26 protein-coding genes, 1 tRNA gene and 1 pseudogene are annotated in these 23739 nt (G+C 59.7%); 15 read left to right on the top strand and 13 right to left on the bottom strand.

All coding sequences use genetic code 11. The features are described from left to right. Positions 1-61 precede the first annotated feature (61 nt). The 3 genes from QNM96_RS05750 to QNM96_RS05740 all read left to right on the top strand — a co-directional run bounded on the left by QNM96_RS05750 (position 62) and on the right by QNM96_RS05740 (position 2619). Complete coding sequence (locus QNM96_RS05750) at positions 62-1522, top strand: NAD(P)H-hydrate dehydratase (RefSeq protein WP_283835066.1); 1461 nt, start codon at positions 62-64, stop codon at positions 1520-1522. Positions 1523-1525: 3 nt separating this feature from the next. Further along, the gene (moaC, locus tag QNM96_RS05745) at positions 1526-2059 is read left to right on the top strand and encodes a cyclic pyranopterin monophosphate synthase MoaC (protein WP_283835065.1); all 534 of its coding nucleotides are present in this window, start codon (positions 1526-1528) and stop codon (positions 2057-2059) included. Positions 2060-2208: 149 nt separating this feature from the next. Continuing rightward, positions 2209-2619: a hypothetical protein gene (locus tag QNM96_RS05740; RefSeq protein WP_283835064.1), complete on the top strand. Its 411-nt coding sequence runs from the start codon at positions 2209-2211 to the stop codon at positions 2617-2619. 34 nt (positions 2620-2653) lie between these two features. Here QNM96_RS05740 and QNM96_RS05735 read toward each other — a convergent pair whose 3' ends face one another. Beyond that, positions 2654-3397: a beta-ketoacyl-ACP reductase gene (locus QNM96_RS05735; protein ID WP_283835063.1), complete on the bottom strand. Its 744-nt coding sequence runs from the start codon at positions 3395-3397 to the stop codon at positions 2654-2656. A 284-nt stretch (positions 3398-3681) separates the two neighbouring features. On the opposite strand from QNM96_RS05735, the gene QNM96_RS05730 reads away from it, so the two are divergent. After that, complete coding sequence (locus QNM96_RS05730; protein ID WP_283835062.1) at positions 3682-4134, top strand: hypothetical protein; 453 nt, start codon at positions 3682-3684, stop codon at positions 4132-4134. Between the two features lie 26 nt (positions 4135-4160). Here QNM96_RS05730 and phaC read toward each other — a convergent pair whose 3' ends face one another. The 4 genes from phaC to QNM96_RS05710 form a co-directional block, all read right to left on the bottom strand. After that, positions 4161-5564 carry a class III poly(R)-hydroxyalkanoic acid synthase subunit PhaC gene (phaC, locus tag QNM96_RS05725; protein ID WP_283835061.1) on the bottom strand — a complete coding sequence of 468 codons (1404 nt, stop codon included), beginning with the start codon at positions 5562-5564 and terminating at the stop codon, positions 4161-4163. A gap of 116 nt (positions 5565-5680) precedes the next feature. Next, positions 5681-6235 (bottom strand): poly(R)-hydroxyalkanoic acid synthase subunit PhaE, encoded by a 555-nt coding sequence (locus QNM96_RS05720; RefSeq protein ID WP_283835060.1) that lies wholly within the window; start codon positions 6233-6235, stop codon positions 5681-5683. A 39-nt stretch (positions 6236-6274) separates the two neighbouring features. Then, positions 6275-6760, bottom strand: a complete 486-nt coding sequence (locus tag QNM96_RS05715) for a hypothetical protein (RefSeq protein WP_283835059.1) — start codon at positions 6758-6760, stop codon at positions 6275-6277. Position 6761: 1 nt separating this feature from the next. Beyond that, positions 6762-7082 (bottom strand): AbrB/MazE/SpoVT family DNA-binding domain-containing protein, encoded by a 321-nt coding sequence (locus QNM96_RS05710; RefSeq protein WP_283835058.1) that lies wholly within the window; start codon positions 7080-7082, stop codon positions 6762-6764. Positions 7083-7349: 267 nt separating this feature from the next. On the opposite strand from QNM96_RS05710, the gene QNM96_RS05705 reads away from it, so the two are divergent. From QNM96_RS05705 to cdd, 5 genes and pseudogenes are all read left to right on the top strand, one after another. After that, entirely contained in the window at positions 7350-8051 is a 702-nt protein-coding gene (locus QNM96_RS05705; protein ID WP_283835057.1) for a MaoC family dehydratase, read from the top strand. Positions 8052-8335: 284 nt separating this feature from the next. Further along, positions 8336-8562 (top strand): annotated as a pseudogene (locus QNM96_RS05700) (ArsR family transcriptional regulator); the annotation flags it as partial. A 60-nt stretch (positions 8563-8622) separates the two neighbouring features. Further along, positions 8623-10026 carry a phosphomannomutase gene (locus tag QNM96_RS05695; RefSeq protein WP_283835642.1) on the top strand — a complete coding sequence of 468 codons (1404 nt, stop codon included), beginning with the start codon at positions 8623-8625 and terminating at the stop codon, positions 10024-10026. A 44-nt stretch (positions 10027-10070) separates the two neighbouring features. Next, entirely contained in the window at positions 10071-11222 is a 1152-nt protein-coding gene (locus tag QNM96_RS05690) for a CoA transferase (protein WP_283835056.1), read from the top strand. A 93-nt stretch (positions 11223-11315) separates the two neighbouring features. Next, positions 11316-11708: a cytidine deaminase gene (gene cdd / locus QNM96_RS05685; protein ID WP_283835641.1), complete on the top strand. Its 393-nt coding sequence runs from the start codon at positions 11316-11318 to the stop codon at positions 11706-11708. A 33-nt stretch (positions 11709-11741) separates the two neighbouring features. Here cdd and QNM96_RS05680 read toward each other — a convergent pair whose 3' ends face one another. Beyond that, positions 11742-12182, bottom strand: a complete 441-nt coding sequence (locus QNM96_RS05680; RefSeq protein WP_283835055.1) for a DUF488 family protein — start codon at positions 12180-12182, stop codon at positions 11742-11744. 59 nt (positions 12183-12241) lie between these two features. Between QNM96_RS05680 and QNM96_RS05675 the strand changes: the two genes are divergently transcribed. Further along, positions 12242-13063 (top strand): nucleoside phosphorylase, encoded by an 822-nt coding sequence (locus QNM96_RS05675; protein ID WP_283835054.1) that lies wholly within the window; start codon positions 12242-12244, stop codon positions 13061-13063. Positions 13064-13089: 26 nt separating this feature from the next. Here the strand turns inward: QNM96_RS05675 and QNM96_RS05670 are convergent, their stop codons facing one another. Both QNM96_RS05670 and dacZ read right to left on the bottom strand, forming a co-directional pair. Beyond that, positions 13090-13854: a mechanosensitive ion channel domain-containing protein gene (locus tag QNM96_RS05670; protein WP_283835053.1), complete on the bottom strand. Its 765-nt coding sequence runs from the start codon at positions 13852-13854 to the stop codon at positions 13090-13092. Position 13855: 1 nt separating this feature from the next. Beyond that, complete coding sequence (gene dacZ, locus QNM96_RS05665; protein WP_283835052.1) at positions 13856-14668, bottom strand: diadenylate cyclase DacZ; 813 nt, start codon at positions 14666-14668, stop codon at positions 13856-13858. A gap of 164 nt (positions 14669-14832) precedes the next feature. Here dacZ and QNM96_RS05660 point away from each other — a divergent pair, with 164 nt between their 5' ends. Together QNM96_RS05660 and QNM96_RS05655 are read left to right on the top strand one after the other, a co-directional pair. Beyond that, complete coding sequence (locus QNM96_RS05660) at positions 14833-15084, top strand: hypothetical protein (RefSeq protein ID WP_283835051.1); 252 nt, start codon at positions 14833-14835, stop codon at positions 15082-15084. A 110-nt stretch (positions 15085-15194) separates the two neighbouring features. Next, the gene (locus tag QNM96_RS05655) at positions 15195-15614 is read left to right on the top strand and encodes a hypothetical protein (protein WP_283835050.1); all 420 of its coding nucleotides are present in this window, start codon (positions 15195-15197) and stop codon (positions 15612-15614) included. 128 nt (positions 15615-15742) lie between these two features. Here the strand turns inward: QNM96_RS05655 and QNM96_RS05650 are convergent, their stop codons facing one another. Further along, positions 15743-16528: a phytanoyl-CoA dioxygenase family protein gene (locus QNM96_RS05650; RefSeq protein WP_283835049.1), complete on the bottom strand. Its 786-nt coding sequence runs from the start codon at positions 16526-16528 to the stop codon at positions 15743-15745. A 125-nt stretch (positions 16529-16653) separates the two neighbouring features. Beyond that, positions 16654-17643 carry an aldo/keto reductase gene (locus QNM96_RS05645; protein ID WP_283835048.1) on the bottom strand — a complete coding sequence of 330 codons (990 nt, stop codon included), beginning with the start codon at positions 17641-17643 and terminating at the stop codon, positions 16654-16656. A 164-nt stretch (positions 17644-17807) separates the two neighbouring features. Here QNM96_RS05645 and QNM96_RS05640 point away from each other — a divergent pair, with 164 nt between their 5' ends. Further along, complete coding sequence (locus QNM96_RS05640; protein WP_283835047.1) at positions 17808-19874, top strand: hypothetical protein; 2067 nt, start codon at positions 17808-17810, stop codon at positions 19872-19874. 54 nt (positions 19875-19928) lie between these two features. Next, a complete protein-coding gene (locus QNM96_RS05635) occupies positions 19929-21734 on the top strand; it encodes a DNA methyltransferase (RefSeq protein ID WP_283835046.1) in 1806 nt (601 codons plus the stop codon). A gap of 311 nt (positions 21735-22045) precedes the next feature. On the opposite strand, the gene QNM96_RS05630 is transcribed toward QNM96_RS05635, so the two are convergent. Beyond that, positions 22046-22130: transfer RNA gene (locus tag QNM96_RS05630), tRNA-Leu, on the bottom strand. Positions 22131-22199: 69 nt separating this feature from the next. Then, positions 22200-22421, bottom strand: a complete 222-nt coding sequence (locus QNM96_RS05625) for a hypothetical protein (RefSeq protein WP_283835663.1) — start codon at positions 22419-22421, stop codon at positions 22200-22202. 242 nt (positions 22422-22663) lie between these two features. Between QNM96_RS05625 and QNM96_RS05620 the strand changes: the two genes are divergently transcribed. Further along, a complete protein-coding gene (locus QNM96_RS05620) occupies positions 22664-22972 on the top strand; it encodes a transcription initiation factor IIB family protein (RefSeq protein WP_283835045.1) in 309 nt (102 codons plus the stop codon). A gap of 214 nt (positions 22973-23186) precedes the next feature. Here the strand turns inward: QNM96_RS05620 and QNM96_RS05615 are convergent, their stop codons facing one another. Beyond that, positions 23187-23660 (bottom strand): phosphopantetheine adenylyltransferase, encoded by a 474-nt coding sequence (locus QNM96_RS05615; protein WP_283835044.1) that lies wholly within the window; start codon positions 23658-23660, stop codon positions 23187-23189. Between the last annotated feature and the right edge of the window lie 79 nt (positions 23661-23739).

Below are 23739 nucleotides of genomic sequence, written 5' to 3'. Positions count from 1 at the left end.
GGTGTCCCCGGAACACCGACCCGTCCGCAATCTTCAACGGACCGCCCGTCGAAGACCGACCATGATCACAGGCGAGCGAATGGCCGCCGTCGACGAGAACGCGGCCGCGCTGGGCGTCAGCCAGAAACAGCTGATGGAGTCGAGCGGGAACGCCGTCGCGAGGGCCGTTAGGGAGGTCGCCGAACCGGATGCGAGCGTGGCGATCGTCGCCGGCAGAGGAAACAACGGCGGCGACGCGTTCGTCGCCGCTCGCTTTCTCGAGGCCTATGACTGCACCACAATCTTGCTCGGTCGACCGGCGGCGATCGGCACCGAAATCGCGCGAGAGAACTGGGACGCACTCGAGAACGCGGACGCCGAGACGCGAACGGTGACGGACTCGAGTCAGTTCACTCTCCCGGACGCCGACGTGGTCGTCGACGCGATGCTCGGGACGGGGATCAGCGGCGAACTCCGAGAACCGGAGGCGACCGCCGCGCGGGCGATCAACGAGAGCGACGCGACCGTGATCGTGGTCGACGTTCCCTCGGGGTTCGACGCCGACGCGGCGGCGAGTTCGAATGGCGAAGGTCGCGACGCCCACGCCGACAACGGCGTCGAAGCCGACCGCGTCGTCACGTTCCACGACGAGAAACCCGGCCTCGAGGACCTCTCGGTCGACGTCTCCGTGGCAGATATCGGCATTCCGGCGGCCGCAGAGCGCTACGCCGGACCGGGCGATCTCCGTGTCGCGCGACCCGACGGGCGAACGGGACGGGCGTTCGTCATCGGCGGCGGTCCGTACACCGGGGCCCCGGCGTTAGCCGCACAGGCCGCCCTCCGGAGCGGAATGGAGCTCTCGTTCGTCTCCGCGCCGGAGGGCGTCGGCGGCGAGATCCAGTCCTACGCGGCAGATCTGATCGTCCAACCGTACGAGGGCGACCGCCTCGTTCCGGAGCAGGTGGAGGGCCTCGTCGAAACTGCAGAGCGCTACGACGACGTGGTGATCCTCGGCCCCGGACTCGGCACCGCCGACGAAACCCTCGAGGCCGCGCGCCGGTTCCTCGAGTCCTACACGGGTCCGGCGGTCGTCGACGCCGACGCCCTCGAGATCGTCCCGGATCTCGAGACCGAGGCGACGCTGGTCTGTACGCCGAACCGTCGCGAACTGGCGGGGATGGGTGGACCGGAGACGGACGACCTCGAGGCCGCCGCGGACGAACTCGAGGAGTTCGCCGCCGACCTCGGTCACGTCGTTCTCGCGAAGGGCGTCGACGATGTGGCGACCGACGGCGAACGTACCCAAATCTGTCGAGCCGGGACACCCGGAATGGCCGTCGGCGGAACCGGCGACCTTCTCGCGGGCATCGTCGCCGGACTGCTCGAGCACGCGGAGCCGCTCGAGGCCGCGACGGCGGGTGCCTACGTCAACGGGAGAGCGGGCGAACTACGGGCAGAACGGATGGGACAGGGATTCTTCGCCTCCGACCTGCTCGAGGATATTCCAGCAGTGCTTTGGGGCGAGACCGACGAGGGCGAGTAACCAATGAGCGACGATCACCCGACGAACGTTCCGGAGGGGTCCGCCGATACCGACGAAACCGACGCCGACGAACTCACCCACACCACCGACGACGGCGACGTGCAGATGGTCGACGTCGGCGACAAACCGGACACCAGTCGCCGCGCCGTCGCCGCTGGCGAAATCCGACTCCAGCCCTCGACCCTCGAGGCGATTCGCGACGACCAGATCGGCAAAGGCGACGTGCTCGCCACCGCCCGAATCGGCGCGATTCAGGCCATTAAACACACCTGGGAGACGATCCCGATGTGCCACCAGATCCCGATCACGAACGTCGACACCAGCTTTTCGCTCGAGGACGACCGCGTGGCGCTCGAGGTTGCCGTCGAGACGACCGGGAAGACGGGCTGTGAGATGGAAGCGCTCGAGGGCGTCACGACCGGGCTCAACGTTGTCTGGGATATGGTCAAAGCCGTCGAAAAGGACGAGGACGGCCAGTATCCGGCGACTGGCATCGAGAACGTGCAAGTGCTCGAGAAGGAAAAGCGGGAGTTGTAAACCGATCGACGAAGCTGTAAACGCTTCGACGGAGCGGTGGGCGAATCGATAACGCAAACGCGCGGTCGAGTAGCGAATTCCGGAACGACTTCCAAGCACCTTTCAGCCGAACGAAAGTGCTTATTCGAATACCTGTCAGATTAGATATGATGGTTTCCGGGTCAATCGATCTTCCAGGGGTCCTGTTGCTGGCGTTCCTGCTCCTTCTCGTTGCCGGAGCCTGGTGTCTCTGCTACGCCGTCGCGGTGGACGCCAGCGCTCGAGGTGCGAGCGGATCCCTCTGGGGATTCGTCACGTTCGTTCTCTTACCGGTCGCGATCCCTGCGGATCTCGTGTACAGAACGCGGCTCCCGGAGCGGACGGATTCGTCGTCGAAGATCGAGCGGTGGGCCGGTTCGTTCGGAATCGGTGCGACCGCCGCATGGGCGCTCGCCACGACCATCGCACCGCCGGATCCGTTCACCCTCGTACTGTTGACGTTTCCGGCGGCGCTCGTTCTCGTTCCGCTGTCGATGAATCTCTGTTACGGCGTTGGGCCGGGTAGTGCACAAGTCCAGTAGGGCAAAGAGACGAACGAGTATCGGGCCGAATCGGTTAGAGATCCATGCCGCCGTTGACGTCGATCACTTCTCCGGTCACGTACGACGAATCCTCGCTCGCGAGGAACCGCACGACTGCGGCGATATCTTCGACCTCCGCGAGTCGCTCCAAGGGAACGCTCGAGATAATCCGCTCGAGAACGTGCTCGGGGACCGTCTCGACCATATCCGTCGCCGTAAAGCCCGGAGCCACGCAGTTGGCCGTCGAGCCGCCCTGTGCGAGCTCGAGGGCGATCGTGCGGGTAAAGCCGAACATGCCGCTCTTGGCCGCGGCGTAGTTCGCCTGCCCGAAGTTACCTTGCTTGCCGACGACGCTCGAGATGTTGATCAACCGGCCCTCCTCGGCGTTCCAGAGGTCGTCGTAGAAGACCTGACTGCAGTTGAACATCCCGCCGAGGTTGACGTCCATCACGCGGTCCCAATCCTCTCGGGTCATCTCGGTGAACTGATGGTCTGCCGTGATGCCAGCGTTGTTCACCAGCACGTCCGCCGGGCCGAACGCCTCGAGACAGACCTCGCGCATGTGTTCGACATCCGCGCGGTCAGCGACATCGGCCCGTGCAGTGACCGCCGACCCGCCAGCCGTTTCGATCGCATCGACCGCTTCGTGAGCATCCCCCTCCGACGAGCGATAGTTGACCACGACGTTCGCACCCTCCTCTCCGAGGTGCTCAGCGATTCCTCGACCAATGCCTCGAGCCGACCCGGTGATGACGCAGGTTCGCCCCTCCATTGACATAGACGCCTAGTCAATGAACCTCATACCCTATATAATGACGTGCGGGCTCTCAATTTGCCAGGTATCGACAACGGATAATAAGAGTGGAAGATGAGCGAACAACAGTTGTCTCGAGCCGTAATTTCGTTGTCGGTGAGAGCCCGGGATAAAAACACCGCACACAATCTATCGAGAGACGACCAACTCGGACCGTCGTGACAGTCTCGGCCTCATAACTTGTACCGATCAACACAACTCTCGCCAACCGACAACTATCATTACTCGCGACCGATGACGGGGAACAGATGGCACTATCCGATTCTCAAGAAGCGGTTCTCGGCAACCTCGTGACGAATATCCCGAACGACGTGACGTGGTACGTTATCGGAAGCATCGACTCGGTTCTGAGAGGGCTCGAGGACGATCCGAACGATATCGATATTCTCACCACGGATTCAGGGGCCGAGTGGCTCCGAGACGCGTGTTCCGACGAGTTCGTTCGGACTCGCGATGTCGGCGACTCGCAGATCGACGAGTACCGGATCCACGGCGAGGAACTCGAGGTGGTGTTCGCCGACCACGGAAACGACCACCACGAGCCGCTCGTCGATTTCCACGACATCGAGATGGAAAGCGCCGCCGAGCCGGCGGTCCCGCTATTGCCACTCGAGGAGCTTCTCTGCGTCTACAGGCAGATCGATAAACACGAAACGGCCGACAGGTTGGAAGTCGAATTCGAGCCGACGGACGATTGCTGACTGTTCGAAGCCTCGCCCCGCCGGAGCTATCTCGAGGCGGCCTGGTCGATCCAGTCCTCGAGTCGCGCCGGGGAGATTCCGGTCTCCGTAGCCAGATCGGCGGCGTCCGCCGCGGCGAGGTCGTCGACAGTCTCGATTCCGGCTTCCCGGAGGTCTTGGGCGTAGGCGTCGCCGACGCCGGAAAGATCGGTGAGGTCCCCGTCGGCGCCGGTTCCGTCGATTTCGATTTCGACCCCTTCGTCGCCGACGCCGGTTTCGTCCCCCTCGACGTCCGCTGCGAGCGCGGCGTCCGACTCGTCGGGGTCCGCTTCGGCGGCATCCGGTTCCGCTTCCCCCGCAAGATCGGTCCCCGATCGTTCCTCGAACCACTCACAGACCTGCGGCCAGAGTTCGTCGTGGCTCCGCGAGGAGACCGACATACCGATGTGTCCCGTCGGGAACTCGAGGATCTCGGTGTCCTCGGAAGCGATCGCGTCGTTGAACGGCTTCGATGCGTTCGGCGGAATCAGGTGGTCGTACTCCGCGACGATCTGGAGGACGGGCATTTCGATATTCTCGAGGTCGACGCGTTCGCCGCCGAGAACGAGCTCGTTTGCCATCAGCTTGTTCTCCTGATAGATGTCGGTGATGAACTCCTCGTAGGTGGCTCCAGCGACGTCGATCCCCTCCGAGAGCCAGCGCTCCATCCGCGCGAAGTTTTCGACGAAGTCCTCGTCGTCCATATTGTCGTAAAAGCGGACGTACTTCGTCACGTTGTTCGCGACGGGATCCATCAACGCGAAGCCGACATCGAGGAACTCCGCAGGCACGTTTCCGTACGTGTTGGTGACCCGATCCGGGTCGTAGTAGTCCTCGGCACCCCACAGCTCGAGGACGCCGCCGTCGCCGGCGAAACAGAGGCCGGAAGCCATCAGCGCGAGGTTCTTGACTTTCTCGGGATAGAGGGACGCGTACATGGCCGACTTGGTGCCGCCCATGCAGTAGCCCAGAATGTTGATCTCGTCTTCGCCCGACCGGTCGCGAACGGTATCGACGCAGTTGTCGATGTACCGGTTGACGTAGTCGTCGAGCGTGAGCGATCGATCCAGCGCGGAGGGCTCGCCCCAGTCGATGAGGTACACGTCGTAGCCCGCCTCGAGTAAGGTCTGGACGACCGACCGATCCGGCTGTAGGTCGAGGATGTAGGGTTTGTTGATCAGGGCGTAGACGATGAGAATCGGCACGTCGTGTTGTTCCTCCGTCTTCGATTCGTAGTGCAACAGCTCGAGTTTGTTCTCCTCGTAGACGACCTCGCTCGGCGTCTGTCCGACCTCGACGTTCTCGAGCGTTTCGGTCCGCTCGGGCGCGACGCGGCTCTTCTCGGCGAGTTCGGCGGCCCCTTCCCAGGCCTGCCGTTGCATGTCCATCGCGAGTGTGTATGGGTTTTTCATTGTGTGGGGTCCGTGTGTGGGTGATCTGCGTGTAGACGGTCGATGTGGATGGTTCGGTGTGGGTGATCTGTGTGCGGATGGTCCGTGTCTGGACGACCGGCGTCGATGATCCGCAGTTACTGGTCGTCCTGTTCCTCGAGGTGCTCGAGGACCCGATCCAGCTTGTTCTCGACGGCGTGTTGGCGTCGCTCGAGTTCGACGAGTCGGTCGCCGACCTCGACGACGTCGCTTTCGGTCGCGAACCCGAGCGTTCGAAGCGTCGTTTCGGCCGCTTCGTCGGCTTGCTGTTGGGCCTCGAGGACGTCGCCGACGGTCTCGCCGGTCATCTTGGCGAACGCCGTCGTGGACATCACGTCTTTGAACGCGTCGTTGGCCGTGTTGAGCCAGATATCGCGAAACTCTTCGATATCGACATCCTCGCCCTCGAGTTGGTCGTTCATCCGATCGACCATCTGTTGGGATGCGTCCATCCACGTCTCGTAGGCCCGGGCGTAGCCCTCGACACCTTCAGAGATTTCGTTTTCCTCGGCGGCTTCGCCGACCGTTTCTGACCAGCTCTCGACGAACTGGGCCTGAGCTTCCATGTTCTGCTCGAGCGCCTCGAGAAACTGTTCGTTCCACTGTTCGGCGGCCGCGTTCCAGTCGTGTCCCTGGGATGCTGGATCTGTCATGAATAAAATTGTGGGTTGGATCGTGAAAGCGCTTCGGGGCTACGCGGAGGTGTCAAACTCCTCGGCGGCGTCTTCGACGTTTTCGGCGACGGCCGTGATGTTGGCTTCGGCCTGTTCGTGAGCGTCGAGGAACGCATCAAACGAGCTATCGACGGTCTCAGTGTAGCTGTTGGCGAGTTCGTCGTAGGCTTCACCGGATTCTTCGACCGCTTCGACGACCGTTTCGAGGGTTTCGACCTGTGCCTCGGTCGCGGTCTCGAAGCCCTCGTCGACGAGTTCGCGGAGTTCGTCGACGTTCGCGGCGTCCTCGGGAAGCGACGATTCGACGGCGTCGAGAGACGCGTGGATCGCGCCTTTCGTCAGGTCGGCGTTCTGCTCGAGCATCGAACTCGAGGAGTCGACGACGGTCGCGAAAGCGTCGATCGACTGCTTCTGTGCCTCGACGGCGTCGTGGGTAAGCGTCTGGCTCTGTTTCACTGCGGTGCGCTGTGCGTCGAACAGTTGGGTGAGTGGGGTCTGGGTCATGTTATTCGTCCGCTTCTCGGTCGCGTTTGACGGGGACGACGATCGTCTGAACGATGTCTCCCTCCTCGATATCGAGGGCGTCTCGTTCCGGGCCGGGAATGCTGACCCGGCCGCCGCTCTGGACACGCGCTTTGAACGTCGCCGTGCCCATGTTCATCGGGCCGAACGACGACATCCCTTCGAGAGGATTCGTCGAACCGGACTGCATCATCTGTTTCATCAGCTCCTGCTGGGATTGGGCGACCTGCTCACCGGCTTCCTGTAGCTGCTCCGTAAACATCGCAGGCGGAAACCAGGGTGACTGGTCGGAGTCGTCCGTCATCACGTGTTCCAATGGCGCGAGCAGTAATAAGCGTTTCCACCAGCTACCATTTAGTACCATTCAGATACATTTGATGGAGTGAATTGCATTTCAGTGTGTTCAGATGGGGTAGAACGTTCACAATTCGGAGTGGAAATACGTCGGTATTTCTACCCAATCCGCGGTTAGCGGCTATTTTATGCCCTGTAACGCCGTTTTATCAGTTATTAATCGGTTCCCCTCTCAGCCAAAGAAGACTTAACGACGACTCGCGTAGCTATCGATCAGATGTCCCAACAGAATTCGGGGAAAACGGACGTTTCCGCTATGACCGACGCCTGGTCCGCGATGACTCGGAGTTTTATCCAGACCACAGCCGCCGCAAACCGAGCGGCGGTATCTGCGATGGTTCCTCCCATCGTAACGGACGGTTCGGACGAGGACGGCTCGAGTCGATCCAGTTCCGACGAGCCTCGATCGAACGGCCCCACGGGTGTCGAACAATCGGCAGACATCGTCTCGGCGCCGATCCCGTCAGTCGAGTACTCCGATCTCGACTGGGAGTTCGAACGCACTACGGACACCCCCGACCACATCAGCGTCGGCGACACCGTCACCTTTGAGAAAACCCTCTCGGAGGACGATGTCCAAGCGTTCGCTCACATCAGCGGTGATACGAACCGGCTCCACCTGGACGACGACTTCGCAGCCAAAACCCGATTCGGCAAACGAATCGTCCACGGGACCCTCGTCTCCGGACTCATCAGCGCCGCACTCGCGCGCCTTCCCGGACTCACTATCTACCTTTCCCAGGACCTCGAGTTTCAGGGCCCCGTCGGCATCGGCGACCGCGTCTCGGCGCGGGTCGAAATCGTCGATTCGCTTGGTAACGACCAGTATCGGCTCGAGACGCTCGTCCGCGACGAGGACGCCGACGAAACCGTCGTCGAGGGGGAGGCGGTCGTGCTCATCGACGAGTTCCCCGAATAGCTGAAAACCGGGATCGGTCGTCCCTGAAAGAGGACGCCCAAATCCGATTCTGCTGGGCAATATCGACACAGAAGTCTCTACTCACTCCGGAAGGCGATGCTCCCGACGCGAAGACGTATTTTTCTTCGCCGCGAATACTGAATATGACGACAGAGGACGAGTCCGACGGATCCCGTCACCGGAGCGGTCTCGAATCGAGCCCGGAGACGACCGTCGAACCGGTCTCGATGGGGGACGCGAACGAGACGGTCGACGGATCCTGAACGGCGACAGCCGAAACCGCCTCCGAGCCGAGCGAGGCCTTGCAGTCGCTCGGCAACGAAGTCCGAATGGGTATCCTCGAGACGATGCTCGAGCGGACCGACGGAAGCAACGCGGGTAGGACCTTCTCGGCGTTGTTCACGGCGTTGTCCGTCGATACTTCAGCGGGCTTGCGTACCACCTCGACCAACTCGTCGGCCCGTCCCTTCGGAAAGACGCCGACGATCGCTACGAACTCACCTACGCAGGGTTGAAGAGCCGTCGTTTGAAGCTATCAACACATAAGTGGCTGCTCGCGAAACCCTCGATTATGACGCTGTTCGGGACGGCGGGAATCCGTGGGCCAGTCGACGAAACGGTAACACCGGCAGTTGCACTGTCGGTTGGACAGGCCGCCGGAAAACCCGGCGAGACGTTCGTCGTCGGGCGCGACGGGCGCGAAACGGGCCCCGCGCTGGCCGCCGCGATGGAAGCGGGCCTCGAGAGCGCGGGTGCTGACGTCAGTCGTCTCGGACAGGTTCCGACGCCCGCGCTCGCGTTCGCCTCCCAGGGTCGACGCGGCGTGATGCTTACGGCGAGTCACAACCCACCGGAAGACAACGGAATCAAGCTGTTCGTCGACGGGATCGAATACGACCGCGACGCCGAAAGAGCCGTAGAGGCCGCCGTCGAGAGTCCCGAACTCGCTCGCTGGGACGAGTGGGGACGATCGGAGGAACTCGAGGCTCTCGGCGGCTACCGCGACGCAGTGACGGCGTACGTCCGCGAGCAGTTCCCGAACCTGTCCGGAAGGGAAGGAGCCGTTTCGTCCGCCGAGGGGTCGGAGCCGCTCTCCGGACTTTCGATCGCCGTCGACTGTGGAGGCGGCGTCGGCGCGCTCGCGACGCCGCAGATCCTCGAGCGACTCGGCGCTGACGTCGCCGCGCTGAACGCAACCGTCGACGGGCACTTCTCGGCTCGGGAGAGCAAACCGACCCCCGAAACGCTCACCGACCTCTCGGCGTTTCTCGAGTCGGGTTCGTTCGACCTCGGAATCGCACAGGACGGAGACGCCGACAGGTTCGTCGTCATGGGTCCCAACGGCGACGTGATTCACGAGGACACGATTCTGGCGGTCGTCGCCGCTCATTACACGCGAAGCGCCGACCGTGAGGATCCCGTCGTGGTCACGACACCGAACGCCTCTGCGCGGATCGACGAACAGGTTCGGTCCGCGGGCGGTCGCGTCGAACGCGTCCGACTCGGCTCCCTCCACGAAGGGATCGCCCGCGAACGCAAACAGGGCGACGCACACACCGAGGTCGTCTTCGCGGCCGAGCCGTGGAAACACATCCACACCTCCTTCGGCGGCTGGATCGACGGCGTCGCGAGCGCGGGCGTCATCGCCGCACTGACCCTCGAGGCCGGCGACACCGACGCGCTTCGCGAACCTGTCACCGAACGACCCTACCGGAAGGTGAGCGTTGACTGTCCCGAAGACAGCAAAGTCTCCGCGATGGAGACGCTCGAGACGACCCTTCCGGACGCCTTTCCGGACGCCGAAGTCGAGACTGAGTACGGGGTCCGACTCGAGTTCCCCGACGCCTCGTGGGTGCTCGTTCGACCGAGCGGCACCGAGCCGTACGTCCGTATTTACGCCGAGAGCGACGACGTCGACGAACTCGTGGCCGACGCGCGTGACGTCGTCGAGACGGCGATCGAAACCGCGGACTGAACTCGACGCCCCTTTTCAAGTCCCTCGGCTCCGTTAGCCAGGCTATGCAACTCGACGACGTTCGCGTCCTCGATCTCACTCGATTACTTCCGGGGCCGTATGCAACCCAACTTCTCGCCGATCTCGGTGCCGAAATCATCAAGATCGAAGATCCGAACGTGGGCGACTACGCGCGGTGGATGCCGCCTCGTACCGACGACGGAACGGGTGCGATCTTCGCCGCGGTCAATCGCGGCAAGCAAAGCGTCGCGCTTGATCTGAAATCGGAGGACGGTATCGAGGCGTTCTTCCAATTACTCGAGGACGCGGACGTGGTCGTCGAGGGGTTCAGGCCGGGCGTCGCCGAACGACTCGGCGTCGACTACGACACGGTCAGCGAGCGTAATCCCGACGTCGTCTACTGTTCGATAACCGGGTACGGACAGGACGGCCCGCACAGTGACCGCGCCGGCCACGACTTGGGCTACGTCGGCCTCTCGGGACTGCTCGATATGACCCGGTCGGGTCCCGACGCGACACCCCAGATTCCCGGCTACCCGATCGCAGATATGGCCGGTGGCATGTCCGCGGCGTTCGGAATCGTCTCCGGGCTCCTCTCTCGAGAACTCGGCGACGGCACGGGGACCTACCTCGACGTTTCGTTGACCGACGCGGTGGTTTCGTTCTCGCAGGTCGTGGCGCTACCGGCACTCCTCGGAGACAAGCCGCGTCCAAGCGAGACCCACCTCACCGGAGCACTCCCGTGGTACGGCGTGTACGAAACCGCCGACGGGGCGTACGTCACGCTCTCCGCACTCGAGGAGAAGTTCTGGATCGCTTTCTGTGAGGCGATCGATCGCCCCGATCTCGAGGGAGTGCACGGAACCGAGGATCCCGCCGAACGAGACGCGCTCCGCGAGGAGCTCGAGTCGATCTTCGCCGAGCGGACCCGCTCGGCGTGGGCGGATCTCGAGGAGGTCGACGTTCCGGTCGAACCGGTTCTCTCCCCGGCCGAAGCGCTCGAGCATCCACAGATCGAGTCCCGCGGGATGGTCCGTCGGGCGGAGAACGGATACCCCGCGATCGTTTCGCCGATCACCGCCGACGGCTCGAGCGGCCGCGAGGGAGTTCCGGACCACGGCGAACACATGGAGGCAGTACTCGAGGAAGCGGGCGACGACCGCGCAGAACTCGACGGTGTCGGAAGCGGGAACTGAGCAACCGAAAGACGCCTCGAAGGCGGGTTCGAAACGGAAGGGGCCGAGTGCCGGGGTCGGTGCTTTCTTGCCGCCGGTCGCGGTAGCATGGCTATGAACGACGAGGCGCTCATCGAAGCGGCACGAGACATCCAGTCGGAAGCACACGTTCCCTACTCCGAGTATCGAGTCGGCGCGGCCCTCGAGACGGCCGAGGGCGAGGTCTACGTCGGCTGTAACCTCGAAAACGCAAACTACAGTAACAGCCTCCACGCCGAGGAGGTCGCCATCGCGGAGGCGGTCAAAAACGGCGCGACCGAATTCGAGCGTCTCGTCGTCAGCTCGAGCCAACGTGACGGCGTCACCCCCTGTGGGATGTGTCGCCAGACGCTCGCCGAGTTCTGCGGAGACGACCTCGTCGTCGTCTGCGACGAGGGAGAGTCGACCAGTAAGTACACGCTGGGCGAATTGCTCCCCAATACGATCACCGAAGAGATGCTCGAGTGAACGTCGATGATGGGCAGGGGCGATACCGGTCGACTACCGGAACCGGGATCGATCTTCGAGATGCTCACACAAAATCGTCCGGTGACACCGCTTTTTCGCCGTGTTCTCGAAACAAACGAGTGCGAGTGATTCGCCGTCCGCGAGACGCTCCTCGAGGTCCTCGAGTGCCGCCCGCGCGGCCGAAGACTCCTCGAGGTACGTTCGATATTCCGCCTCGAATCCGACCTCCTCCCAGGCGGCATTGTGTGCACCTTCCCCGCAGAATCCCCGCATTTTGAGTGCCTCTTCGGCCTCGCTTATCGACTCGAGAAGCTCTTCGGGCGGACCGAGTTCGGGGACGTTCTCGTCGACCGCCGCGTGAAACCACGACGTCGGGTGTCGGACCACGCCCACGAGAGTGGTTTCGGGCTCAAGGTCGGCGAGATCGTGCTGGATCGCCGCGACGTAGGTATCCGCGAGGTGACCGCTGCCCATACGTTCCCTACGGTCGCCCCGCATTTATATACGGGCCCGGATCGAATCACTCGAACCTCATGGCAGGTCACAGCGAAGACCCGAACGCGGACGAACAGTACCACTTAGAGGTCGGGGCGGCGGACGTTGCAGACACCGTCTTGCTTCCGGGCAACCCCGAACGGATCGAGAAGATCGTCGCCCACTGGGACGAGTACGACGAGCGCGCCTATCACCGCGAGTACCGCACTGCAACCGGAACGTACGACGAGACGCCGATTTCGGTTACCTCGACGGGAATCGGCGGTCCGTCGACGGCGATAGCGGTCGAAGAACTCGCTCGCGTCGGCGCTGATACCTTCATCCGCGTCGGCTCCTGTGGCGCGTTACAAGAAGAGATGGCAGTCGGCGATCTGGTGATCACGACGGGCGGCGTCCGCCAGGAAGGAACCAGCGACGAGTACGTCCGCGAAGACTATCCCGCGACCGCGGACTACGAGGTCGTCTGTGCGCTCGTCGCCGCCGCCGAGCGACTCGGCTACGACTATCACACCGGCGTTACGATGAGCGCCGACGCCTTCTATCCGGGACAGGGACGACCCGGATTCGAGGGATTCGAAGCCGCCGGATCGTCGGATATAGTCGACGACCTCAAAGAAGCGAACGTGAAAAACATCGAAATGGAAGCCAGCGCGATCATGACGATCGCATCGATCTACGGCCTTCGGGCCGGAGCCGTCTGTTCGGTCTACGCCAACCGAGAGACCGGCGAGTTCCGAACCGAAGGGGAGTCCAGATCCGCAGAAACCGCCTCGCTGGCGACGCACCTTCTCGCGAAAATGGACGACGTAAAACGCAAAGCGGGTGCAGATCGATGGCACGCGGGACTGAGCCTCGAGTAGGTCCACGAGAAATCGAACGTTCCCGATCAGCCTCGTATCCGAACGACGCCCTCCTCGAACACCTTCCGATTCGGAACGATGAATTCCTCGGAATCGTCTTCGATCTTCGTCACGAACAGATCGACCTCCTGGACGATGCCGGAGTGGTCGCCGATCTTCACCTGATCGCCGATGCTGTAGGGTTGGTTCAACAGGAGATAGATGCCCGCCGCGCTCGAGACGAGGAAATCCTTGAACGCGTAGCCGCCGACAATGACGATGCCGATGGCGTAGACGGCCAACAGGATGAGCAAGGCGAATACCGCCACGCCGACCTGATCCAACGCGACGATAAACGCGATGTACAGCACCGAGTACTTCACGACTTTCGGGATGATCGCGACCTCCGGGAGTTTGACCCCACGAAGGTATTCGCTGACCACCAGTTCCGCCTTGTCGGCGATAATAAAGCCGAGGATAAGCACGAGAACGGCGATGAACAGTTGCGGGATAAACTCGATAATTCGCGCCCAGAACGCGTCGGTCGGAAGCAATTCTGCGATATGTATCGCGGTGAGGACCGCGATGCCATAGATGAACCATGAACTGATCCGCGCGACGATTTCGACGGTCGAGGTTCCGAGACTCTGGGCGGTCCGCTCGAACGGTGTCCCTTCGACGGCGTCGGATACTCCGGCCGCGTTCAGCAGTTCCTTGTTGAGTTTGCCGACGAGATATCCGACGACGAATCCGAGCGCGAGCACTGCGACGGCGATGACCGCCGGCTCGTCGACGAACGTCTGCCACTCCATATCAGTACGCCTCCGGATCGACCTCGATCAGGAGCTCGCCACCCTTGAACGCCCGTACCATTCCATCACTCTCGGAGAGCGCGATTGCGATCGCGTTCGTATCCCTGGTGATCGCACCACCTGCCATGTGGCGCGCACCCAGCCCTTTGGGAATGTCGACACCCTCCGCAGAGGGCTCTAAGTACCGGTAGGCCGAGACGATCTTGCCCGAATCCGAGATGACGAACGCGCCGTCGAGTCGCGAGAACTCCTTGAGCATCACGCTCACGATCGGGTCGCCGACGTGGACGTGGGACTTCTCGAAGGGGTTGTACGAAAGCGGCCGGGACTTGTTCATCACCTTCCCGGCGTCGCCGACGATGAACAGCGCGCCGACGGGCTTGCCCTTCTGTCCTTTCTTCCCGAGTTCGATCGCTAACTCGAGAACCGATTTGATAACCTCCGGATCCGCGCGTGACCTCGAGAACAGATCGTAAATTCCCGTCTTCGATTCGGCATCGGCTCGGACGCGCGAAACCGTATCGATACTATCGCTGAACACGCTCGTCGCACACGCGAGTTCGTCTCCGTCTTCGATAATTCCCTGTTGCAAGGCTCCTTCGAGACCGAACGAAACCCGCTCTGCGACGTCTTCGAACTCGAGTGGCAGTTCGACGAACGTGTCGGCGCTTACGACGTTTTCCGTTCCGACGACGATGACGTCGAGGTCTTCGACCGACGAAAAGCGCTCGTAGTACGACCCGCTCGGCCCGAAGAGTACGACGGCATCGACACTCGAGAAGATGTCCCCGAACACATCGTCTAATCCGTCCATTACTCCTAGAAGTCGTTCGTGATCGAATAAACGTTGTGGGCTTGACGATGGTAGTGGTGGCTGTTACCAAACGGATCGATCCAAGTGGGTCCCGAAACTGATTGACGGGAATCTCGAGATTGTTCGTCGTTAAGACAATTGTGATAGAAGAAAAACAAGTTACTATGGTTCACCACCAACGAACGGAACGACTCGTCCCGTCGTCGGCCTGGTTCAACGTGCGATGTGTAACCCTCGAGTTACTGCTCACGCTCTCGTTGCTCGCGGGTGCAGTGTCATTGCTCGCGCTCTCGACCGGGAATCCCGAAACGATCGCGATGGTCGCATTTGCGAGCGTCACGGTACTGGTCACCGGGATCGCGGTAATTCGGCTTCTCGATCGTCTGGAGTCCCGCGGCGTTCCGGCACTCGAGTGATATCGCGAATCTCGACGAACTGACGGCACCCGATTCGCTTCGATTTCGTTCGTGTCGGATCCCGTCGCAATCTCAGAACGCTTTTTCCCGGTCGGTCGAATCGATGAGGTATGAGTAATCTCCTCCTCAGCGTCCTCGGACCGGTGGTGATCGGCGTCGTCTCGTTGCTCGTCTACTGGGACGCGAGACGAGTCGATGTCGTCTGGCCGCCGGTTTGGGCGCTTCTGGTATTCAGTACGGGAATGCTAGGGCTCGGACTCTTCCTGTTCGTTCCGACGGTTCCCATTCCGGGGCTGCTCGTCATCGTCCTCATCGGCCCCGTTTTCTACGTCTTCGAACGCGATGACACCAGACACAGCGACGAACCCGCTGATCCGCACACGCTCGCCGACGCGGAGACGACCCACGAGGGTCCGGATTCGATAACGGATGCTTCAGACGACGAAACGGACGGAACAGTCACAGCTCCCACCGAAGGCGACGCAAATCAGGAATCGACAGATTCCGACGAGTACGCCGATCAGCGATAACAGACGTCGGTAGCGCGCACAGAAACCGGAAAGCGTTCGCCGTCGGGAATATTTCGGCGGGGATCAACTCGGTGAGACACAAGTTAGCCGGACACAAGTTAAGAGAAAGAGCACGTATTTGAGAACGCTCAGACGCAGCCCGGGAACTCCTCGCCCTGAATGTGCACCGAGTCGACCCAATCGGGTCGTTCCTCGTCGTTCTGGGTGAACCTCGAGCGGGCGTCCATGTACGACATGATGAGCGCTCGACGGGGACTGTCGGTCGTGTTCGGTTCAGTGTAGTGGGGAAGCAGGCAGTGTTGGAAGAGTGCGTCACCTGGCTCCATCGGCAGTTTGACGAGGTCCTCGTCGTCGTACTCCTCGCCGCCGATCACGATATCGGTCTCGTATTCGTCAGTTTCGTGGGTGATGATGCCCTCTGTGTGTTCGCCGGGGACGACGGACATACAACCGTTCTCGAGGGTTGCCTCATCGACCGCGATCCAGACAGTGACGTGGTCCATTGGACGGATCGGGTAGTAGGCCGCATCCTGATGGAAGCTCTTCTCGCTGCCGACGTGGGGCGGCTTGAGCATCGCGGCACTTCGGAGTAACTTGAGGTGCTCGCCGAGCAGGTGTTCGTTGATCGAGACGATGGTCTCGTCCCTCGCGACCTCCTCGAAGACCTCGTCCTCCTCGACCATCCCCAGTCCTTCCATCTTTCGAACGGCGTCGCCGGGTTCGTCGACATCCACCTCGCCGCGTTCGACGGCGGGCTCGAGCTGTTTGCCGAACGTCTCCGGTTCCCGATCGCCGTGGGTGTACTCCCGAAGTCGTTCCCTCACTCGGTCGATAGTTTCGTCGGCGAGCACATCTTCGACGACGACGTAGCCCTCGGCCTGATACTGTTCGAACTGCTCGTCGGTGAGTTTCATGACCACAACTCGATGGTATTCGGGGGTAATGCTTTCGGTCCAATCGAAGACAAATCGCCTCTTAAATAGAAACAGGAGGTTTATTTTGACCAATCCGAAGATTGTTCACAGGCTGTAACCGTTCGTCACCACTGATGGTGGGCCGCGTTGTAGACGTCCTCCTCGTAGATATCTCGAACGACGCCGCGGGTTTGGTTCGAGAGCGGGTCCAGGGAGGCGGCGGCGACGTTCTCGCGAATGTGCTCGGGGGAACTCGAGCCGGGGATGACCGTCGAAACGGCGTCGTGATCCAGAATCCAGCGCAGAGAAAACTGCGCGGTCGTCATCCCCTCGGGGACGTGGCTTTCGATCCGGTCGACGACCTCGAGCCCCCGCTCGAATGCCAGCCCGCTGAAGGTCTCGCCGCGGTCGAACGCCTCGCCATCGCGATTGAAATTCCGGTGGTCGCTCTCAGGGAACGTCGTGTCCGTCGAGAGCGCGCCCGTCAGGAGTCCCGAGGCGAGTGGAATGCGGACGACAACGCCGATATTACGGCGTTTGGCCTCCTCGAAGAACAGCTCCGCGGGGCGTTGACGAAGCGGGTTGAAGATGATCTGAATCGTGTCGACACATGGGTACTCGATGGCTTTCAGCCCCTCCTCGACTTTTTCGACGCTCACGCCGACGTGGTCGATCTTCCCATCCTCGACCAATGACTCCATCGCGTCGAACACTCGAGGCTGATAGTAGACCTCCCGCGGCGGACAGTGTAGTTGCACGAGATCCAGCGTTTCGACGCCCAGATTCTCTCGAGATCGATCAACGTGTTCCTCGAGGTTTGCGGCGGTGTACTCCGCGGCTTCGTGGGGCTCAAGCCGTCGGCCGACTTTGGTGGCGACGGTCACCTCCGCCGAGTCGTCCCAGTCCTCGAGAACTTCCCCGATGTACTTCTCGCTTGCACCGTCCCCGTAGACGTCGGCGGTATCCAGAAACGTCACGCCCTCCTCGAGAGCCGTCCGGACGGCCGCTCGAGCCTCCTCATCCGAAACGTCGCCCCAGGCCGAGCCGATGTTCCACGTGCCGAGGCCGACCTCCGTTACGTCCAGGTCCGTCGAACCGAGTCGTCGCTTGTCCATAGGTAGTTGTTGGCAAGGGGGTACTTGGATCTGTTTCACTCGCCGAACGGGACTCGGGCTCGAACGTCGAACGAGGTTTCGAACGTCGAACAAGGTCTTGAGGGAGGAGGAAACGACAACTGACACAGAACCATGACGAACGCGGGTGCCCGGGTGCGTTCCTCGTGAGCAACCAAGCAGACGACCGCACAAGCGACAGGGCAGAGGAGACAGTGGATAAACTCGTTTTGCTGTTGCAAAAGACACAGGATCGCGAACGAGTTGTACCTATATTTATCCATGCCGTCGATAACGTAGTAGATATGAATTACTTCGACAGGAAAATTATATCTATTCATAACGATGAAGAGTTGAACGAAGCTGAAGTTATACTCAAAGGGACGGTAAACAGGACCGTTCGAAAACTCCCGTTAGCGACGTTTCAAGAACACGAGAAACAATCGAACGGCGACGGTGACGAGAGTAGTGACCAATTGACTAATCAGAGCGTCGGTGGCGTCCAACGAGCACGGGAGCTAACGGAGGCCAATCCAGAGGATTCCCTGCCCGCAGTCTATGGCGGACTGTTCACCGTGGCAGAGTACTTTACCCGGTCCTTTGACGCGGTCAAGGGCAAGTTCTTCGAGAAGGTGATAGCCGCCGAAGAGGATTCACACCGACTCGATGTGGACCGAAACCTCGGTCATCTCTTACAGTATCTCCTGGAACCAGAACTGTGTTGGAAATCCCTCAACTATACCCGCGAGACGCTCGATGCTGATGAGGAGGATCGATTGAGCGACCTGGATTCCATCACCTTCGACCTTGCCGAAAACAACCAGCAGGCGAACGCAGACGCCACGCTCTTTTTTGAGGAAGAAGGGACGCTCGTTTTCGGAGAGCACAGGACGAGTGTTGTCAGCGGTGGAACGACTGCGAGACCGTCGCTAATGCGAAAGCCGCGAGCGTTGGTCCGTGAGCTAACAAAGTCAAACAATATCGTCACAATCCCAGATAATATTGGACAGGAATACGACATCTCACCGGATTCGTATGCGTTAACCGAATTATTAAACGAGGTTGGAGTCGAGGAGATTCACTTCCACGTCGGGATCCTTTTCAACGAAAAAAGAACACCTGCACGCTGGGAGGAAGATCCACAACAAGGAACCAGTCGGAGACTCATCGAAGAATTCGAAGAGGACCTGCCAACAAATCTCACAAAAGACCTGCGTAATATCAGTCTAGATTCGCAGAACCTACAACTCGAGTTTGAGGTACCGGTATCACCAAATAGCGATGAAACGATCCAGTTCCACATGTCGTTCCTCTACGGCGATGTGTATCTGAATACAATATACACTGGCTCGCGGATTGCCACCGGTGAAAGTGGTTCGGTAGAGACGTTCGATTCGCCACGCTCGCTTCGAGGAATCATCAGCGAGAACGACGCCGACGACCTTTGGCTCGGGTTCTCAATCGCAGAGCGGGAAAACAAGGTCTTCGAAATTTCCACACAGAACCGAAACAACGCGATGGAGATCGCGGACCTCATACTCGAGGATGACCAACTGACCGACCGTCTTGTCGAGTTTCGAGAGTTGTGCCGCACCGGAAAACGTCGAAAGGCCGATAGAGAGTTATTAGCGTTTGCTCGAGACGTTTCCGAGATGTACGATGAAAAACGCGACAACCAGTATGTCGAGTGGGTGTTCGGAGGGAATCCGCTCAATTATCTGCAAGACGTTACGATCGAGACGCTCGTTTACGACTCGATTTCCCGACCCCTCTTCTTACGTCGTTTTCCTGAAGCCACACCACCTGAACCGGAGTACGAGAAAGACGATATCGTTGAGGCCTCTCTCGGGGATGTTCGGCATACACTAGAAACGTACCTGTTCGACGTTGAGGACGATACGACCAAGAAACAGAACATCGTCCGGGCCGTTCGAAATAAAACGGAATATGAGCAGAGTGGAACGAATATCCCTGCATCTGAAGATGACCCGATCGACTGGGATAACGCGCCAACGAAATCCGAGATCGGCGATTTGTTGGACATTGCAACACCGACATCGCTTCTCAAGAACATGGCTTCCGGAACCTCCAAAAACAAAGGCGGGCTCTTCGAAAAGAGAGGTGATAAATTTGCGGTCCCAGCCCGAGTCGGTCACCGCATGGGTCGTTTTATGCGGGACCTGCCCGAGGATGCCAAAAGGGAGGCTGAACAACCGGCCGTTCTATCATCCTAACGACAATACACGCTTCCAGTACTTTTTAACTGAGCAAGCAGGAACGTACACTCAATGAATGAGGAAGCCTCGGGTTCAGAAATCCCATCCATCTATACCCAACATGGAAACGTGGAAATGAAACGGAAGGGAAACCGCGTTTTTCCGGATTTTCGTTTTGAAGACAATCCGGGTATGAGTCACGTTCCGGACGAACCTGGATATCAGCTCGGAGAAGTCCCGAAAGGCGAGGGTGTCAACTATGCATTCGAAGGAGAACCTGACGAGTATCCAGAAATGGATTTTCGTGCCCTAGCTAACGATCTGGACGACGGGAGGACGATTCCAAACACAACATACCTCACTCACGATATCCACAAACACCCGGCCATATTCATACCACAAATCCCGAGTTACATTATTAGACAATTCACCTCCAAACGGAACGAATCGGGCGACAGACCGATCGTTCTCGACCCGTTCTCGGGGAGCGGAACGACAGGACTGGAAGCAAAAATCACCGGTCGAGACTACCTGGGTATCGAAATCAATCCACTATCCAGACTGGTATCTGAGGTTTCTACCTCTCCTCTCCCTCCGAATGCGCTGAAACAGGCACAAGCGGAATATATCAGTTTACTCCATGAAACGGAAGCGAAGCTATATGAGAAATACGATGCGGAGTTTCTTGATAGGACTAAGAAAGAGCATTGGTTCGAGCCGGAAGTAGTACGTGACCTCTCTCGCATCAGAAAGGCTCTCGCCGATTTCAAAGAAAGCGATTTTGACTTTCTCGAGGATCTTACAGAGAGTGAAACCGAAGCTCTGGGAGACCTGGGTATCGACAATAAAAAAATCAAAGTCCGACTCAATCGCTGGCTCACTTTGATGATTGCCAATACCGTCTTTACCGTCTCGAACGCAGACCCCGGTATCTCGAAGGCATATAAATCGAAGAAAATGCGCCGTCGCATAGAAAACGACGAACATCCGCCCGATGTGATCGAAACCCACGAGGAGGAGATCGCAGAGTCGAGGGGAAAACTCGTTGAATTGTGGAACGAGATCTACGCAACCAATTACAGTGGTGGGACCGTCCAGCGGACCCTACAGAGATTTGATTCCTCAGATACTGAGAACGATTTCGAGCAAAACGCGGCCCATAATGCGGCGGTCGACATTCGTCTCGGAGATGCAAGAACCTTCGATATCCCAGAATACCGGGAAGAGGTAGACATCGCAATTACTTCGCCACCGTATATCAACGCAATGAACTACTATCGGGGTTCGAAATTGCGACTGTTCTGGATCTACGACTTCCTCGAAGAGGATGAAAAGTTCGAAGCAAAGGAACTGCGCCAGTCTATCATTGGGACCAACTCCGTCTCAATGAGCACCGTAGAAAGAAACCTACCGACAACTCTTCGAGACATCTGGCTCGGTACTGACGAAGCGTTCGAAGCGACTCGACTCCCGAATCTAGATGCAGACATTAAGACTATTCACAACCTCGATCACAATGAAGCAGAACGCAAAGCATACGTAACATGGAAATTTTTCGCGGATGGGATGTTGAAGAATTTGGCCAGAGTCTACGAGCATCTAAAACCAGGAGCGTACTACTTTTTCGTAATCGGAGAAAACACAATTGGAGAACAACTCATTCATAGTCATAAATATATTGCCGATATTGCACAAAATCTCGGTAAGTTCGAGAGACACGGTGGAGACTTCTCGGAGGAAGAAGGCTTCCGTTTAGTGGGTTCAGCATGGGACAGTATTACGAACCGCGACCTATTCCAGGGACGAAAACACGAAGGAGGAGTGATCGAGTGTGAATGGGCAACGATCCTTCAAAAACCACGCGACGGTACCGTCTAATTAAACCGGCTACTTCCCGGAACGAGACTTCTCTCTGTTGCAGATATTATCCTCAGTGAACGGTGCGCGGGACCGGATTCGAACCGCGAGGACTTCGCTCCGCTCGTCCTCTGGGCCGCGAATCCGTATTGGCGATTCCCGTCGCTCGCGAGTTTGCGAGCGACAGGAATGCGCGGGACCGGATTCGAACTATGTGGAGACGTTCCGGGTTACTCCCTCCGGTCGCTTCCCGGGCTGCGACTCCTCGAATTCGAATCCGCTCCTGTTCCTTCACTTCGAACTGTTCGCTCCGCTCACAGTTCTACGTTCAGTGCGCGGGACCGGATTCGAACCGGCGGACCCCTACGGGACAGCGTCCTAAGCGCTGCGCCGTTGGCCTAGCTTGGCTACCCGCGCGCAGGCTATCGTTTTCGCGATTCGAGTAAGAACCTGTCGATCCGTCCTAGTCCTCACGACGCATCGCACTCAGTCGTGAACTAACGGCTCCTCGGGCGACCAATCCGGTGGAACGATGAAGGTGACGTGCTCAGAATCCCGCAACTGGTGGAGTTCCGCCGCCTGCTCGGCCAGCGATCTGTCTCTGTACGGCATCTCGAGGCCACAGCCGGTACAGACGAGTTTGCAAGTTGGCTCGGTACTCATGATGAGACGCGAGTCGCGGGAGCGAGCGACGGGCGTCGCATCCACCTTCCGGCTCCCCCGGCTTTAGTAATCGTGACCTAGTGAAATCGCCAGCGAACGGCCAGTTTTCCTAGTCGTTCGTAGCTGAACGTTGCCCGGTATAGCCCCCTATTGCGAAGAGTATCCAGCCCCAGAGACAGTTCACGGAGTCCATAACTTCGAGTGGGGAAAACGGTCAGCCGAAGCGACGCGGCCAGCCGAGCGAGGACGTCCGTGGATTTATTTCGATGGCGCTGAAATCTCGGTGCATGCACAGTGCGCGCGACCGCGTCGAGTACAAACCCTGGCTCGAGGAACTCGAAACCATCGCAGACCGGCTCGAACTCTCGACCGAGGCGCGGTCGTACGCTGGCGACCTCTTTCTCACCGACGTCCCGGAATCGGATCGATCCAAGCGCGCAGTCCTCGCCGCAAGCGTCTACGCCGGCTCGCTAGTCGCCGGCGACGGCCGCACTCAGGGAACGGTCGCCGACGCCGCCGACGTCTCGCGGCTCTCGATCCAACAGCGGTGGAAGGGTCTGCTCGAGACCGCCGGGCTCGAGCCACCACGCTGGTAGCACCGGTCACCGGCCGCGATGGCTAACCGATCACCGCGCCGGCTACGAATTCCACCCGGATCAGCGGCGCTATCAAACGGTTTACCGAAATCAAAACCACGTAAGTGCCAGCTACGGTGATGAAACGGTAACCATCGGAAAGGGCCGATGAGAACGGGACTGCGGCGAGAACAGCAGTTCGGCGACACCCGCCGAACGTGGATCGATACGCCCGCTACTGGCCGTCCGAATCGACCAGTCGCCCGTGTTCGTCGATTTCGCCGTTGACGATGCGCGTACTCGAGATAATGTCCCCGTCTTCGGCCCGAAGGTGGGGCACGACGATTACCTCGAGAGAATCGTGGCCTCGTTCGCGCCGAATTTCGTTGATTTTCTCGCCCCCATCGACGGTTTCCGGTGAAACGACGAGATAATCGTACTGTGGCTCGGTCGCGATTCCCGTCGGCTCGCGGAGGGTTCGGACTTCGAACGTCCGATCGTACTCCTCGGCGAACGGCTCGAGTTCGTCCTCGAGACGATCCTTTCGCTGATCGAACGTCCGCACGGGTCGGTCCTCGTGGCGCGTTTTCGGTGCGAGGTCGTCACTCGTTAACCCGACGGTCACGTCTCCGAGTTCGAACGCCCGTTCGAACAGCCGCCGATGGCCGTCGTGGACGGGGTCGAACGTCCCACCAAGCGCGACATCCATACCCGGTTGGACTGTCGCAGGCCGTATAAAAGGGTCGAATCGTCGAACCCGGACGTGTCGAGAGCGCGACGACAAATAA

The organism is Halostagnicola sp. A-GB9-2 (genome assembly GCF_030068615.1).
Taxonomy (GTDB): domain Archaea; phylum Halobacteriota; class Halobacteria; order Halobacteriales; family Natrialbaceae; genus Halostagnicola.
Note: the sequence above shows the minus strand (reverse complement) of the source record. Positions and strands in the feature narration are given on the sequence as shown.

Bases quoted from the DNA above. Each gene is read 5' to 3' on its own strand.
- QNM96_RS05750 (WP_283835066.1), top strand. From the start codon at position 62: ATGATCACAGGCGAGCGAATGGCCGCCGTCGACGAGAACGCGGCCGCG.
- moaC (WP_283835065.1), top strand. From the start codon at position 1,526: ATGAGCGACGATCACCCGACGAACGTTCCGGAGGGGTCCGCCGATACC.
- QNM96_RS05740 (WP_283835064.1), top strand. From the start codon at position 2,209: ATGGTTTCCGGGTCAATCGATCTTCCAGGGGTCCTGTTGCTGGCGTTC.
- QNM96_RS05735 (WP_283835063.1), bottom strand. From the start codon at position 3,397: ATGTCAATGGAGGGGCGAACCTGCGTCATCACCGGGTCGGCTCGAGGC.
- QNM96_RS05730 (WP_283835062.1), top strand. From the start codon at position 3,682: ATGGCACTATCCGATTCTCAAGAAGCGGTTCTCGGCAACCTCGTGACG.
- phaC (WP_283835061.1), bottom strand. From the start codon at position 5,564: ATGAAAAACCCATACACACTCGCGATGGACATGCAACGGCAGGCCTGG.
- QNM96_RS05720 (WP_283835060.1), bottom strand. From the start codon at position 6,235: ATGACAGATCCAGCATCCCAGGGACACGACTGGAACGCGGCCGCCGAA.
- QNM96_RS05715 (WP_283835059.1), bottom strand. From the start codon at position 6,760: ATGACCCAGACCCCACTCACCCAACTGTTCGACGCACAGCGCACCGCA.
- QNM96_RS05710 (WP_283835058.1), bottom strand. From the start codon at position 7,082: ATGACGGACGACTCCGACCAGTCACCCTGGTTTCCGCCTGCGATGTTT.
- QNM96_RS05705 (WP_283835057.1), top strand. From the start codon at position 7,350: ATGTCCCAACAGAATTCGGGGAAAACGGACGTTTCCGCTATGACCGAC.
- QNM96_RS05695 (WP_283835642.1), top strand. From the start codon at position 8,623: ATGACGCTGTTCGGGACGGCGGGAATCCGTGGGCCAGTCGACGAAACG.
- QNM96_RS05690 (WP_283835056.1), top strand. From the start codon at position 10,071: ATGCAACTCGACGACGTTCGCGTCCTCGATCTCACTCGATTACTTCCG.
- cdd (WP_283835641.1), top strand. From the start codon at position 11,316: ATGAACGACGAGGCGCTCATCGAAGCGGCACGAGACATCCAGTCGGAA.
- QNM96_RS05680 (WP_283835055.1), bottom strand. From the start codon at position 12,182: ATGGGCAGCGGTCACCTCGCGGATACCTACGTCGCGGCGATCCAGCAC.
- QNM96_RS05675 (WP_283835054.1), top strand. From the start codon at position 12,242: ATGGCAGGTCACAGCGAAGACCCGAACGCGGACGAACAGTACCACTTA.
- QNM96_RS05670 (WP_283835053.1), bottom strand. From the start codon at position 13,854: ATGGAGTGGCAGACGTTCGTCGACGAGCCGGCGGTCATCGCCGTCGCA.
- dacZ (WP_283835052.1), bottom strand. From the start codon at position 14,668: ATGGACGGATTAGACGATGTGTTCGGGGACATCTTCTCGAGTGTCGAT.
- QNM96_RS05660 (WP_283835051.1), top strand. From the start codon at position 14,833: ATGGTTCACCACCAACGAACGGAACGACTCGTCCCGTCGTCGGCCTGG.
- QNM96_RS05655 (WP_283835050.1), top strand. From the start codon at position 15,195: ATGAGTAATCTCCTCCTCAGCGTCCTCGGACCGGTGGTGATCGGCGTC.
- QNM96_RS05650 (WP_283835049.1), bottom strand. From the start codon at position 16,528: ATGAAACTCACCGACGAGCAGTTCGAACAGTATCAGGCCGAGGGCTAC.
- QNM96_RS05645 (WP_283835048.1), bottom strand. From the start codon at position 17,643: ATGGACAAGCGACGACTCGGTTCGACGGACCTGGACGTAACGGAGGTC.
- QNM96_RS05635 (WP_283835046.1), top strand. From the start codon at position 19,929: ATGAATGAGGAAGCCTCGGGTTCAGAAATCCCATCCATCTATACCCAA.
- QNM96_RS05620 (WP_283835045.1), top strand. From the start codon at position 22,664: ATGCACAGTGCGCGCGACCGCGTCGAGTACAAACCCTGGCTCGAGGAA.
- QNM96_RS05615 (WP_283835044.1), bottom strand. From the start codon at position 23,660: ATGGATGTCGCGCTTGGTGGGACGTTCGACCCCGTCCACGACGGCCAT.